General features: G+C 65.6%; 11 protein-coding genes. 8 read left to right on the top strand and 3 right to left on the bottom strand.

Annotated elements, in window-relative coordinates:
• Positions 1 to 298 precede the first annotated feature (298 nt).
• The 5 genes from QMX83_RS15925 to QMX83_RS15905 all read left to right on the top strand — a co-directional run bounded on the left by QMX83_RS15925 (position 299) and on the right by QMX83_RS15905 (position 7542).
• Positions 299 to 2722: a ribonucleoside-diphosphate reductase subunit alpha gene (locus tag QMX83_RS15925; RefSeq protein WP_336618964.1), complete on the top strand. Its 2424-nt coding sequence runs from the start codon at positions 299 to 301 to the stop codon at positions 2720 to 2722.
• A gap of 87 nt (positions 2723 to 2809) precedes the next feature.
• Positions 2810 to 3850, top strand: coding sequence for a ribonucleotide-diphosphate reductase subunit beta (locus QMX83_RS15920; protein ID WP_282297615.1), 1041 nt, complete (start codon positions 2810 to 2812; stop codon positions 3848 to 3850).
• Between the two features lie 75 nt (positions 3851 to 3925).
• Complete coding sequence (locus tag QMX83_RS15915) at positions 3926 to 4393, top strand: flavodoxin (protein WP_282297614.1); 468 nt, start codon at positions 3926 to 3928, stop codon at positions 4391 to 4393.
• On the top strand, positions 4387 to 4710 hold the full coding sequence (locus QMX83_RS15910) for a thioredoxin family protein (protein WP_282297613.1): 324 nt from the start codon (positions 4387 to 4389) through the stop codon (positions 4708 to 4710). Before QMX83_RS15915 ends, QMX83_RS15910 begins: the two co-directional genes overlap by 7 nt.
• A gap of 192 nt (positions 4711 to 4902) precedes the next feature.
• Complete coding sequence (locus tag QMX83_RS15905; RefSeq protein WP_282297612.1) at positions 4903 to 7542, top strand: autotransporter outer membrane beta-barrel domain-containing protein; 2640 nt, start codon at positions 4903 to 4905, stop codon at positions 7540 to 7542.
• 3 nt (positions 7543 to 7545) lie between these two features.
• Here QMX83_RS15905 and QMX83_RS15900 read toward each other — a convergent pair whose 3' ends face one another.
• Positions 7546 to 7875 (bottom strand): DUF3817 domain-containing protein, encoded by a 330-nt coding sequence (locus tag QMX83_RS15900; RefSeq protein WP_282297611.1) that lies wholly within the window; start codon positions 7873 to 7875, stop codon positions 7546 to 7548.
• 71 nt (positions 7876 to 7946) lie between these two features.
• Positions 7947 to 8708, bottom strand: a complete 762-nt coding sequence (locus QMX83_RS15895) for an SDR family oxidoreductase (protein ID WP_282297610.1) — start codon at positions 8706 to 8708, stop codon at positions 7947 to 7949.
• Positions 8709 to 8810: 102 nt separating this feature from the next.
• On the opposite strand from QMX83_RS15895, the gene QMX83_RS15890 reads away from it, so the two are divergent.
• Together QMX83_RS15890 and QMX83_RS15885 are read left to right on the top strand one after the other, a co-directional pair.
• Positions 8811 to 9719 (top strand): LysR family transcriptional regulator, encoded by a 909-nt coding sequence (locus QMX83_RS15890; protein WP_282297609.1) that lies wholly within the window; start codon positions 8811 to 8813, stop codon positions 9717 to 9719.
• A 58-nt stretch (positions 9720 to 9777) separates the two neighbouring features.
• The gene (locus QMX83_RS15885; protein ID WP_282297608.1) at positions 9778 to 10908 is read left to right on the top strand and encodes an MFS transporter; all 1131 of its coding nucleotides are present in this window, start codon (positions 9778 to 9780) and stop codon (positions 10906 to 10908) included.
• On the opposite strand, the gene QMX83_RS15880 is transcribed toward QMX83_RS15885, so the two are convergent.
• On the bottom strand, positions 10909 to 11829 hold the full coding sequence (locus QMX83_RS15880) for a M14 family metallocarboxypeptidase (protein WP_282297607.1): 921 nt from the start codon (positions 11827 to 11829) through the stop codon (positions 10909 to 10911). It lies immediately after the preceding gene.
• A 321-nt stretch (positions 11830 to 12150) separates the two neighbouring features.
• Between QMX83_RS15880 and QMX83_RS15875 the strand changes: the two genes are divergently transcribed.
• Positions 12151 to 12360 carry a hypothetical protein gene (locus tag QMX83_RS15875; RefSeq protein WP_282297606.1) on the top strand — a complete coding sequence of 70 codons (210 nt, stop codon included), beginning with the start codon at positions 12151 to 12153 and terminating at the stop codon, positions 12358 to 12360.
• The last annotated feature ends 119 nt before the right edge of the window (positions 12361 to 12479 follow it).

The raw sequence follows: 12479 nt of genomic DNA, 5'->3' as shown, positions 1-12479 counted from the left end.
CCCCGGGGGGGGGGGGTGTGCTGCCCCGCCCCGCCCGCGCGGGGGCGGCCCCCCCCCCCCCCCCCCCCCACCCCCGGGGGTGCGGCAACGGGTCACGTTGCCACACCTTCAACACTACATATGATGTTGACGATGAGACGCGTCCACACTATGTTGTGTTTATCGGCTCCCCGCTTCCGCCAGGTCCGGTTCTTTTCGTACGGCACCTGGAAGCCCGCCTCTGGTCACCGCCCCGCTGCGGCCGTGACCTTCCGCCCCCGCCGGGGCCCGCCTCCATGACAGCCGTTTGGACGCTGCGATGCCCGCATCGCGCCCTCTTGACCGCGTATTGCATGGAACTGCGATGAACAACGAATTCAGCACTCTGCCCACCGATGCCGCACTGGCCTCGGAACCCACTGCCGTGTCGGGTGAAGCCCCCCTGTGGATCACCAAAGAAGGCGGCAACCGCCGCATGCCGTTCGAACCGGCGCGTCTGGAGCGCAGCCTGCGCGCGGTGCATGTCGAATTTCCGGCATTGGACCTGGCCGACTACCTGAGGGCCGTGCTCGCCCTGATCACCCGTCGCACCCAGCTCAGCGCCGACGACCTGGTTGATCTGCTGGTGCGCGAGGCCGAATCACGCATTGACCTGGTCGCGCCCGACTGGGAACACTTCGCCGCGCGCCTGTATCTGCGCCGGCTGTACAAGCGCGCCAGCAAGAACCGCTTCTACGACGCCACCCTGCGTTACGGCTCCTATGTGGGCCTGCAGGAGAGCCTGGCCGACCGCAACGTCTACTCCATCGACATTCTCAAGGCGTACTCCAAGGAAGAACTGGAAGAAGCTGGGCGCATGATCGACCCGGACCGCGACAGGCTGTTTGCGTACAACGGCCTGTACCTGCTGGCCACCCGCTATCTGGCCACCGATCACTCGCGTGGCGTGTTCGAGCTGCCGCAGGAGCGCTGGCTGACCATCGCGCTGTACCTGATGCAGCACGAGCACCTGCACGGTGAGCGCTCACGCCGCCGGCGCATGCTGCTGGTGCGCGAGGCCTACTGGGCCTTGTCCAATCTGTACATGACCGTGGCCACGCCCACCCTGGCCAACGCGGGCAAGACCGGCGGGCAGCTCTCGTCGTGCTTCATCGACACCGTCGATGACAGCCTGCAGGGCATCTATGACTCCAACACCGACATCGCCCGCGTGTCCAAGCACGGCGGTGGCGTGGGCGCGTACCTGGGCTATGTGCGCTCGGCCGGCGCGCCGATCCGCGGCGTGGCCAACTCGTCCGGCGGCGTGGTGCCGTGGATCAAGCAGCTCAACAACACCGCCGTCAGCGTGGACCAGCTGGGCCAGCGCAAGGGGGCCATCGCGGTCTATCTGGACATCTGGCACCGTGACATCGAGGCCTTCCTCGACCTGCGCCTGAACAACGGCGACCAGCGCCTGCGCGCGCACGACGTGTTCACCTCGGTGTGCCTGCCGGACCTCTTCATGGAGGCGGTGGAGCGGCGTGGCGACTGGTACCTGTTCGACCCGCACGAAGTGCATCGCATCAAGGGCTGGTACCTGCAGGACTTCCACGACGAGCAACGTGGCCAGGGCAGCTTCCGCACCCGTTACGCCGAAGTGGTGGCCGACGAGCGGATCAGCCGGCGCACGGTCAAGGCCATCGACCTGTTCAAGCGGATCATGGTCAGCCAGCTGGAAACCGGCAATCCCTTCATGTTCTACCGCGATGAAGTGAACCGGAAGAACCCGAACAAGCATGCGGGCAACATCTATTCCAGCAACCTGTGCACCGAGATCCTGCAGAACATGAGCCCGACCCGGCTGATGCAGGAGATGATCAGCGGCGACCAGATCGTCACCACCCGCCAGGCCGGCGACTTCGTGGTCTGCAACCTGTCCTCGATCAACCTGGGCCGCGCCGTTACCGCCGCGCCGGACCTGCTGGACCACGATGTGCTGGAACGACTGGTCAGCGTGCAGGTGCGCATGCTCGACAACGTGATCGACCTCAACCAGCTGCCGGTGCCGCAGGCCACCATCACCAACCGCAAGTACCGCGCCATTGGCCTTGGCACGTTCGGCTGGCACCACCTGCTGGCGCAGCAGCAGATCGCCTGGGACGACCCCCGCGCGGAGGACTACGCCGACGCCCTGTACGAGCGCATCAACTTCCTGGCGATCCGCGCCAGCCTGCAGCTGGCCCAGGAGAAAGGCCGCTACAACGCCTTCCTCGGTAGCGAGTGGCACAACGGCGAGTACTTCCGTGCACGCGGCTACACCAGCCCCGCCTGGCAGGAACTGGCCGCGCAGGTCGGCGTGCATGGGCTGCGCAACGGCTGGCTGATGGCCGTGGCCCCGAACATGAGTACCGCGCAGATTGCCGGCAGCACCGCCTCGATCGATCCGGTGTACGGCGCGTTCTATTACGAGGAGAAGAAGGACTTCCGGCGGCCCGTGGCCGCACCGGGGCTTTCGCTGGAGACCTACCCGTATTACGAAAAGGGCGCGTACCGGCTCGACCAGTTCGCCAGCATCCGCCAGAACGCACGTCGCCAGCGCCACGTGGACCAGGCGATCAGCTTCAACCTCTACGTGCCCAGCACGATCCGCGCGAGCACCTTGCTGGCCCTGCACATGAGCGCGTGGCGGGAGGGGATCAAGACCACGTATTACGTGCGCTCGAACGATATCGATATCGACGAGTGCGAGTGGTGTTCGTCGTAACCACGCACCGCCTGGGCCGGCCAACGGCCGGCGCTACCGGTCTGCGTCCGGCCACGCAATCCATATTCCCCCATCAAGAACACGCCCATGGCAACCCCACTCGAACGCATCAAAATCCTCGAACCCAAACACCCCAACCGCTCCACCGGCATCATCAATGGCCGCACCAGTGGCATCCTGAACTGGAATGACATCCCCTACCCGTCCTTCTACCGGGCGTACAAGGAGCTCTCGACCAACTTCTGGATTCCCGACGAAGTGGACATGAAGGGCGATGCCCGCCAGTACGGCGAGCTGTCCGCCCGCGAGAAGAACGCCTACGACTCCATCATCGGCCTGCTCGCCACGCTGGACTCACCGCAGACGCGGTTCATCTACAACGTGGCCGAATACATCACCGACCCAGCCGCGCACGCCAATGCGGCGATCATCGGCCAGCAGGAGGTGATCCATAACGAAAGCTACAGCTATGTGCTGGCCTCCATTGCCGGGCTGGCCGACCAGAACCGGGTCTTCGAACTGGCCCGTACCCACCCCACGATCCTGGCCCGCAACGCGCCGATCATGTCGTCGTATGACGACTTCATGCGCGAGAAGACCGCCGAGACCCTGATCCGCTCGCTGATCCAGTCCTCGATCCTGGAAGGGATCAACTTCTATTCCGGCTTTGCGTTCTTCTACAACCTGGTGCGCCAGAACCGCATGACCGGTACCGGCAAGATCATCAGCTTCATCAACCGCGACGAGCTGGCCCACACCAAGTTCATCAGCGAACTGATCCGCGCCATCATCGGCGAGAATCAATCACTGCAGGGTGACCAGCTCACCGCCTATGTGCACGACGCCTTCGAGCACGCCATCGCCCTGGAAACCCGCTGGACCGGCGAGGTGCTGGACGGCATCGACGGCATCGACGTGGACGAGATGATCCGCTACGTGAAGTACCGCGCCAACAAGATGGCCGGCATGCTTGGCATCGACAAGCTGTACAGCGATGCCAACGCCAACGTGATGCCGTGGATCAAGGCGTATGCGGACAATTTCACTGAAACGAAGACCGACTTCTTTGAGATGCGCAATGCGAGTTACAAGAAGACGAATTCGGACAACGGGTTTGATGATCTGTAATCCGACATTCCGCAGCCACGCAGGGCGTGGCTCTACGTCCAGCTTCCCCACGCACTGCGTGGCAGACCGCCCATCATGCACATCCTGATTGCCTTCGCCTCGCTCAGCGGTAATACCCGCGAGGTCGCGCGCCTGCTCGCCGCGCATTGCCGTGGCCGCGGCCACGCGGTGGACTGGCTGGAGGCCGACGAGGCCCCCGAGCAGGCATTGCCGATCCTCGCTCGCCCGCACGACCGTTATCTGTTCGGCGCATGGACCGACAACGCCGGGCGCACCCCGACCGAGATGAAGGACTTCATCGCCCTGCTGCGTGACCACCCCGGCCTGCCACCGCCCGAACAGGTCGCCATCTTCGGCACCGGCGAAACGCAATGGGGCATGGAGTACTACTGCGGGGCCGCGCACCGCCTCGCCGGCTACTTCCACTCGCCCTGGCCCGTACTGGAGATCGAACAGATGCCGCACGGAGACGCCGACCGCCACGCCATTCAACAGTGGGCCGACCAGGTTCTGGCCGCGCCCGGGAGCCTTGCCACATGCTGACCCTGCAGGCGCAGAGCGCCGACGACTATCACAACGCGCTGCGCGCGCATTCCACCGTGCTGGTGGACTTCTACAAGGATCAGTGTCCGGGCTGCCGCATGTTGGACCTGGCCCTGGGCCAGGTCGCCACCACCCCCGCCGCCGCCGACGTGGTGCTGCTCAAGGTGAAGCTGGAGACTGTCGGTGAGGCCTTCTTCCGTGAGCTGGGGCTGCGCCAGACGCCAACCCTCACCCTGGTCAGGGACGGCCGCGAAGTGCAGCGGATGGCGGGCTACCAGTCGCCGGCACAGATCGGCGCGGCGCTCACCCCTGGCTGAGGTGACGCCTTCACGTCGAATCGACATGACCTTGCACATGCTGAATCTGCAGTCTGGGGACCCACCCTGCCACGTGTTGCATGGGTCTGCGCCGGCTGCGACCGGATCGTTAGCGGCATTGAATGAGTTCCGGTCGAGGTTGTGAACCAACGGGGGTAGTCGTTTCACGATCCACGCTCCGGAGATTTCACAATGCGACCTCTCTCTCAGTGCATCCAGCGCTGTGCGCTGTGCAGCGCCATCGCTTTGTCCCTTGCCACCCTGCCGATGCCTGCCCACGCCGGCACGCTCACCGGCCCTGGTAACACCTTCACCGTCACCCCGGGCTATCCCACAGAAGTGTGGGACGTCTCTGACGGTGCGGAACTGATCATCGCGCCGGGTGGCAGCACCTCAGGCGTCCAGGTCGACAACGCACGCCTCACCGGCACGGACGTGGTGATGAGCGGCGTATCCGGGCTGCGGCTAGCCAACAACAGCACCGGTGCCATCACGGGCGGGCAGATCATCGACGCTGGCATCGGTAGTGATGCGATTACGGTCGACTCCGGCAGCAGCCTGTCGTTGGACGACCTGTCCATCACGTCCACCCGACACGGGTTCAATGCTACCGGCACGGGCAGCACGCTGTCGGTCAGCAATACAGTGGTCACCTCCGCCAATGACACGTTCCGGGTCGGCGACAACGGCACGCTGGTCCTGGACAACGTACAAGCCGCCACTACGAGCACGTTCGGTGGCCACTACGCGCTATGGATGATCGGGGGCAATGCGCAGGTGTCCGGCAGCACTTTGTCCAGCACCTTCGGCGGAGTGCGGCTGAGCGCTGGCACCTTGACCCTGGATGACTCTGATGTGCGGGGCGATGACACCGCGCTGGCGCTGGCGGGCTCACCTTCGGGCATCGACCGGCCCACCGCCGCGGTCAGCAACTCCACGCTGACAGGTGCCGTCGGGGCTTTGGTCGCCACGTCCAGCCTTTCCCTGACAGGCAGCACGGTGCGAGGCACCGGCGGTGGCACCACGACAGGAGATGGGACGGGCGTCCGTGTCACTAACAGCACGCTACAGTTGACCCAGGACAGCCGCGTCGAGGGCACCATCGCCGGCATGGTTCTCAGTAGTATCGGTGGGGGCAACAACACGGTGCTGATCGATGCTTCCGTGGTCAGCGCCAGCGTCGGCCCCTCCGTCAACATGCTGGGAGGCAACGCCGACGTCACCCTGACCAATGGCGCACAACTGGTCGCCGGCAACGGCGTCGCGATCCAGGTGGCCGAGACTTCTTCGCTGAACCTGACCATCAGCGATACGTCCATCACCGGTGATCTGGTTGGCGCGACATCGGCAACGACCACCCTCAACGTCACGCTGGGAAGCGGAGCGTGGCTGCAGGGAGCCATCATCAACGGCACCGATGTACAGCTCGACGCAGCGCAGTGGCAGCTCACCGCTGACAGCAACGTGCAGCAGCTGGAACTAGGCAGTGGTGCGCGGGTGCTGTTCGGCGACGGCAATGACTTCCACACCCTGCAGGTAGCCGGCAACTACACCGGCAACGGCGGCACCTTGCTGTTCAACGCCGTGCTCGCCGGTGACGACGCCCCTACCGACAGGCTGGTGATCGGCGGTGACAGCAGCGGCCAGACCAACGTGCAGGTCAACAACATCGGCGGACCCGGTGCACCTACCAACCGCGGCATCCAGCTGATCGCGGTGGCCGGAGCCTCCAACGGCAGCTTCGACCTCGTCGGCCGTGCCGTCGGTGGCCAGTACGAGTACTTCCTGTTCAAGGAGGCCGCCGACGGCGGCTGGTACCTGCGCTCGGAACTACCGGATCCGTGTGACATCGATCCGAGCCTGCCGGAGTGCCAGAATCCGGAGCCGGAGCCGGTGCCGGAACCCGTACCGGTGCTGCGCCCTGAGCCCGGGGCCTATCTGGCCAATCATCAGGCCGCCGACGGCATGTTCCGGCTGGGCTATCACCATCGCCAGGCGGGCCAGAACAGCGGTCGCGCGTGGGCGCGCGTGGATGGTTCGCGCTCCGGCTTCGGTGCCAACCTGCAACAGTTGAACGTGCATGGCAGCAGCCAGGCACTGAGTGTCGGTGCGCAGGTGTTCGGCAGCGAGAACGGCAGCGGCGTCGGCGTGATGGTGGGCAGCGGCAATGCCAGCAGCACCTCCACTAGCGAACTGACCGGTTACTACGCGCGCGGCAAGGTCAAAGGCAACGCCGTCGGTGTGTACGGCACCTGGCGGACCGCCGCAGGCGCAGACCCGTATGCGGGCCTGTATGTGGACGGCTCGGTGCAGCGGGTGATGTTCCGCAATGAAGTGGAGGGCGCGGCGCTCGCCACGGAACGTTACGACAGCCGTGCCTGGCAGAGTGCGGTGGAAGTCGGCTACGCCTTTGCGATCAGCCGCGGCCCGAACAGCTCCGTGTTCGTGGAACCTCAGCTGCAGGTCGGTTACTCCCGCTGGGACAGCCTGCAGCACACCGAGCGCAACGGCACCGTGGTGCGCGCCGAAGACGCCAGCGGGGCCTTCGGTCGGGCTGGCGTGCGTATTTCCGGCGTGACCCGATGGGGCGGCAGCGCCGCCGAAGTGCAGCCCTATGTGGCGGCGAGCTGGCTGCGCAACGCCAGCAACCCGTATGTGCGCATGGACGATGAAGCCGTGGATGCGCGGATTCCGCGCCAGCGTGGCGAGTTCAGTGCCGGGGCCAGCGTGCGCTTCCCCGGTGGCTTCGGTGCCTGGGCCGGGCTGACCCTGCAGCGCGGCTCCGGCTATCACCAGCGCAGCGCGCAGCTCGGGCTGAGCTACCGTTGGTGACGGTCAGTTCGGGCGGGTCGACAGCAGGCCGATCCGCTTGAACCACCACTCCAGCGGCAACGTGACCAGCGGCGGAATCGCCGCCACCAGCGCCAGCAGCGTGGCCCACCAGGGCCAGCGCTGGCGCAGTGCGGTGAGCACGCTGACCACCACGTAGACCATGAAGGCCAGCCCGTGCAGCGGCCCGAAGATACGCACGCCCAGCGTGGTTGGTTCGCCGGCGTGGTACTTGAAGTACATGCCGACCAGCAGGCCGGCCCAGGTGAAGGCTTCAAACAGCGCCACGATGGCGAAAACACGGCCCATCGGGCTGAGCGGAGCAGAGGTTTTCAAAAGCGAACCCGGCAATCACGGCAAAAGGGGCCGCCATGATAGCCGGGTTGTCGCAAATGCGAACCGTTCGCTTAGATGAACATCCCGCCCGATGCTTCCACGCGCTGCGCGTTGATCCAACCGGTCTTCGGCGAGAGCAGTGCCACCACCACCGGCCCGATGTCATCCGGCAATCCGGCGCGACCCAATGCGGTATTGCCGGCCACCATTTTGTTGATGTCCTGGTTGTCACGCACGTGGCCGCCGCCGAAGTCGGTTTCGATCGCACCCGGTGCCAGCGTGTTGGCGCTGATGCCGCGTGCACCCAGTTCCTTGGCCAAGTAACGGCTGAACACCTCGATGCCGCCCTTCATCATCGCGTAGGCCGAGCTGCCCGGCAGCGCGAAGCGGGCCAATCCGCTGGACACATTGAGAATGCGGCCACCGTCACTGATCAGCGGCAGCAGTGCCTGGGTCAGGAAATACGGGCCCTTCAGATGCACCGCGACCAGGTGGTCGAACTGTTCTGCGGTGGTGTCGGCGAACCCGGCGTACAGGCCTTCACCGGCGTTGTTCAACAGGCCCTGCAGGCCGTTGGCGCCCCACTGCTGCAGCTGCGCCTTGACCGCATCGGCAAACGCCGGGAAGCCGGCACTGTCGGCCACGTCCAACGGCAACGTGGCGGCGCGGCGACCCAGTGCTTCGATCTGCGCCACCACCTGCTGGGCGGCCTCGGCCTGGCTGCGGTAGGTGATGATCACATCGGAGCCGTCGGCGGCCAGCGCCAGCGCGGCATTGCGGCCCAGGCCGCGGCTGCCGCCGGTGATCAGGGTGATACGGGAAGAAGTGGTCATGCCGGTACTCCACGGTTGGGGTGTGTGGCCAGACTATTGCGCTTGCCGTTCGGCATAAATGGCGCGATCCTGATTTGACTGTCCAATCAGAGCGAACAATCCATGGACCGCCTTGACCAGTTGCGCAGCTTCCTGCGGGTGGCCGAACTCGGCTCGTTCACCCGCGCCGCCGACAGCCTGGGCCTGCCCAAGGCCAGTGTCTCGCTGGCGGTGCAGCGGCTGGAGGCGGAGGTGGGTGTGCAGCTTCTGCACCGTACCACCCGGCGGGTGACGCTCAGCGCCGACGGCACCCAGTACCAGCAGCGCGCCCGCGACCTGCTGGACGACATGGAAGAGCTGCAGGGCATGTTCCGCCGCGACACCGGCCAGTTGACCGGCCGCCTGCGGGTGGACATGTCCAGCGGGCTGGCCCGGCAACTGGTAGTACCGCATCTCCCTGCCTTTCTGGGCGAGCACCCCGGGCTGGAGATCGAGCTCAGCGGCACCGACCGCCGTGTGGATCTGGTCCGCGAAGGTTTCGACTGCGTGCTGCGGGTCGGGCCGCTGGACGACAACACGCTGGTCGCACGGCCACTGGGGGTAATGCATATCGTCAACTGCGCCAGCCCGGCCTACCTCGCCGCGCGTGGCATGCCGCAGACGCTGGACGACCTCGCCTCACATGCGCTGATTCATTACGTCGGCACGCTCGGTCAGCGCTCACCGGGCTTCGAGTACCACGACGGCCAGGGCTACCGCAGCCTGCCGATGGGTGGGCCGATCACGGTCAACAGCGGCGAGGCCTACAGCGCGGCGGCACTGGCCGGACTGGGCATCATCCAGGTACCGCGCTTGGGCGCACGCGCTGCCGTGGCGCGCGGTGACCTGGTCGAAGTGCTGCCGCAATGCGTGGCCGAGCCGATGCCGGTGACCCTGCTGTACGCCCAGCGCCGGCACCTGCCGCGCCGGGTCGCGGCGTTCATGGACTGGGTGGCCGGGGTTATCCAGCCGGAACTCGCACGGACCGATTGACGCACCACCCCGGGCAGCCGGTAAGCTCTGCGCTCGCAAATGTAACCGATTACATCTCATGCCCATTGCTCAGCCGCGCGCCGAACAACATGCCACCCGCGCCGCCTTCCTGCTGCCTGGTTTCGCCACCGCTGCGTGGGCACCGCTGGTGCCTTATGCCAAGGCCCGCACCGGGCTCGATGAAGGCACCCTTGGGCTGGTGCTGTTGTGCCTGGGGGCTGGCTCGCTGATTGCGATGCCGATTGCAGGCGCACTGGCTGCGCGTTTCGGTTGCCGCGCCATCATGGTGATCACGCTGCTGATGGCGATGGTCGCCCTGCCCTTGCTGGCCATCGCCCCTTCGCCATGGACGCTGGGTGCGGCGCTGTTCGTGTTCGGTGCCGGCGTCGGCGCGTGCGACTGCGTGATGAACATGCAGGCGGTGATCGTCGAACGCGAAAGTGGACGGCCGATGATGTCCAACTTCCACGCGTTCTACAGCATTGGTGGTGCGGTCGGTGCGGCGGCGATCACCGCGCTGCTGTCCCTGCGTGTCTCGCCGCTGCTGGTCTGCGTGCTGGCGTCGCTGGTGATGCTGGCCCTGCTGGGGACCTCAGTGCGCTGGTGGCGGCGGGACCGCGCGCCCAACGACGCGCCCATGTTCGCGGTGCCGCATGGCGTGGTGCTGGCGATCGGCGTGCTGTGCTTTGTCGCCTTCCTCGCCGAAGGCACCATGCTCGACTGGAGCGCGGTATTCCTGCATGAAGTGCAACAGGTGCCGCAGGACCGCGCGGGCCTGGGCTTCATGTGCTTCGCCATCGCAATGACGATCACCCGCCTGGTGGGTGATGGCGTGGTGGCCAAACTGGGCCGTCACCGCGCGATTCTGCTCGGCGCGCTGGTCGCGGCGGTGGGCTTCGGCCTGATCACCTATGCCCCGCCGCTGCTGCCCGCACTGGCCGGCTATGTGCTGATCGGCCTGGGTTGCGCCAACATCGTGCCGGCGCTGTTCTCCATGGCCGGCAACCAGAAGGCCATGCCCGAAAGCCTGGCCATTCCGGCGATCACCACCCTGGGCTACGCCGGCGTGCTGGCCGGCCCTGCGCTGATCGGCTTCGTCGCGCACGCCAGCAGTCTGGTGTTCGCGTTCACCGCGGTTGCCGTGGTGATGGTGCTGATTGGCATCAGCGCCCGCTGGGTACGGGTGTAATCAGCGGTGCGCCAGCGCGTAGTCGATGGCGGCGCACACCGCCGCCACCTGCGCGTCATTGCACTGCTGCGGGGTCGCGCGCGGGCTGTCCGGGTAGACCTCGGTGGTGGTGGTGAACTTCGCGCCGGTGATGCTCGCGCACAGACCCAGGCGCTTGAGCGGGTATTCGATCACGCCAGGAGCCACCACCGGTGAGCCGATGATTTCGCCCTTCTCATCCGCCGGCGCGATGTGGGTCACCTTTTCCACTTCGGCGTTGACCGCCTGCTGGAAAGCCGGCTGCGGGTTTTCGGTGTCGTCCACCAGGTAAAAACCGTCCGGAATGCCACCCGGCTCAAACGGCTTGCCATCGCGCGCGGCCAGAGCCGGACGGAACTCGGTTTCGTCGCTGTCGGTGGTTTCGTGCAGGTCGATATGCAGCACCATGCCGTCACGGAACGGTTCCACCAGCGCCATCAGGGCAGCCGATTCGGCAGCCGGGCTGTTGGCCACGAAGGAACGATTCGGGTCGATCGCCAGCGCGTTCCAGCGATTGATGCGCTCGAACCCCCACGGGTTCACGCACGGAGCCACGAGGACGTTGGCCTTGCCGGCGTAGTCCTTGGCCCGCTGCGCCAGGAACTGCAGTGCACCTTCCACGCCACTGGTTTCATAGCCATGCACGCCGCCGGTGACCAGCACGCCGGGCAGCGCCGGGTTCCAGTCGCGGCTGCGCAGGGCGAACAGCGTGTACTGGTCCGGGGCGTAATCCAGCTCGCCGTAGGGAACGACCTCAAAATCGGCACCCAATGCCTGGACCTTGGTCACCACCTCGTCGGCATAGCTGCGCTGCTTCGGCTGCCCCGACCGCCACTGCGCTTTCTCGTCCGCGCCCCAGGCCTGGCCGGGGGTACCGATGGGGTAGAAACGGGAGAGGGTCATGGCAGGTCTCGCAGGGATTTCAGGAGGGGAGATGATAGCGTGGCGGTCCTGATAGGGCCTATGGCGGCTCTTGCACCGATGAGTTGGCGGGACGGTGGGCTGGTAGCGTCGGTCGACAGACGACGGCCGTGAAATTGCCAACACCCGGTAACGCATTGAAACTAACGAAATAGGTCTACACGTGATCCCCTGTTTCAGACGGGTGCATCCAACTCCACAGCCATGACAACGTCAATACCCATCCACGGCCGATTCACCATAGTCGACTATCGCGGCTTCCACGACGTTCCCCGCCTCATACTGGCGAAGGACGAACAGAACGTGTACTGGATCCTCGAAAGCCTGTTCGACGATACGCTGGATGACTATCCAGATGCCTACACAGTTTATCCGGTCGATCTTGAGGAGAACTCCCTGTTATCCGTGCTTCAGCGACACCACGATGACCCGCCTGCCTCCGCGCTAGGCACCCTGCCGGTCTCACGCCTCATCTTTGATCCCACCACGCGCGCATCGTTCGAAATCGCCTGAGCCAATCTCGAAACGGTAGCGCCGGCCGTTGGCCGGCCAAAGCAAAGCCCAAACCTGCTCCGTAGAGCCACGCCCTGCGTGGCTTCGACCCACCAGGCACCACGAAGCCACGCAGGGCG

Origin of the sequence: Stenotrophomonas sp. PS02289, from assembly GCF_029960115.1 — a bacterium.
Classification (GTDB): domain Bacteria; phylum Pseudomonadota; class Gammaproteobacteria; order Xanthomonadales; family Xanthomonadaceae; genus Stenotrophomonas.
Note: the sequence above shows the minus strand (reverse complement) of the source record. Positions and strands in the feature narration are given on the sequence as shown.

Coding starts and splice junctions, on each gene's coding strand:
- QMX83_RS15920 (WP_282297615.1), top strand. CDS start 2,810: ATGGCAACCCCACTCGAACGCATCAAAATCCTCGAACCCAAACACCCC.
- QMX83_RS15890 (WP_282297609.1), top strand. CDS start 8,811: ATGGACCGCCTTGACCAGTTGCGCAGCTTCCTGCGGGTGGCCGAACTC.
- QMX83_RS15880 (WP_282297607.1), bottom strand. CDS start 11,829: ATGACCCTCTCCCGTTTCTACCCCATCGGTACCCCCGGCCAGGCCTGG.
- QMX83_RS15905 (WP_282297612.1), top strand. CDS start 4,903: ATGCGACCTCTCTCTCAGTGCATCCAGCGCTGTGCGCTGTGCAGCGCC.
- QMX83_RS15895 (WP_282297610.1), bottom strand. CDS start 8,708: ATGACCACTTCTTCCCGTATCACCCTGATCACCGGCGGCAGCCGCGGC.
- QMX83_RS15910 (WP_282297613.1), top strand. CDS start 4,387: ATGCTGACCCTGCAGGCGCAGAGCGCCGACGACTATCACAACGCGCTG.
- QMX83_RS15885 (WP_282297608.1), top strand. CDS start 9,778: ATGCCCATTGCTCAGCCGCGCGCCGAACAACATGCCACCCGCGCCGCC.
- QMX83_RS15925 (WP_336618964.1), top strand. CDS start 299: ATGCCCGCATCGCGCCCTCTTGACCGCGTATTGCATGGAACTGCGATG.
- QMX83_RS15915 (WP_282297614.1), top strand. CDS start 3,926: ATGCACATCCTGATTGCCTTCGCCTCGCTCAGCGGTAATACCCGCGAG.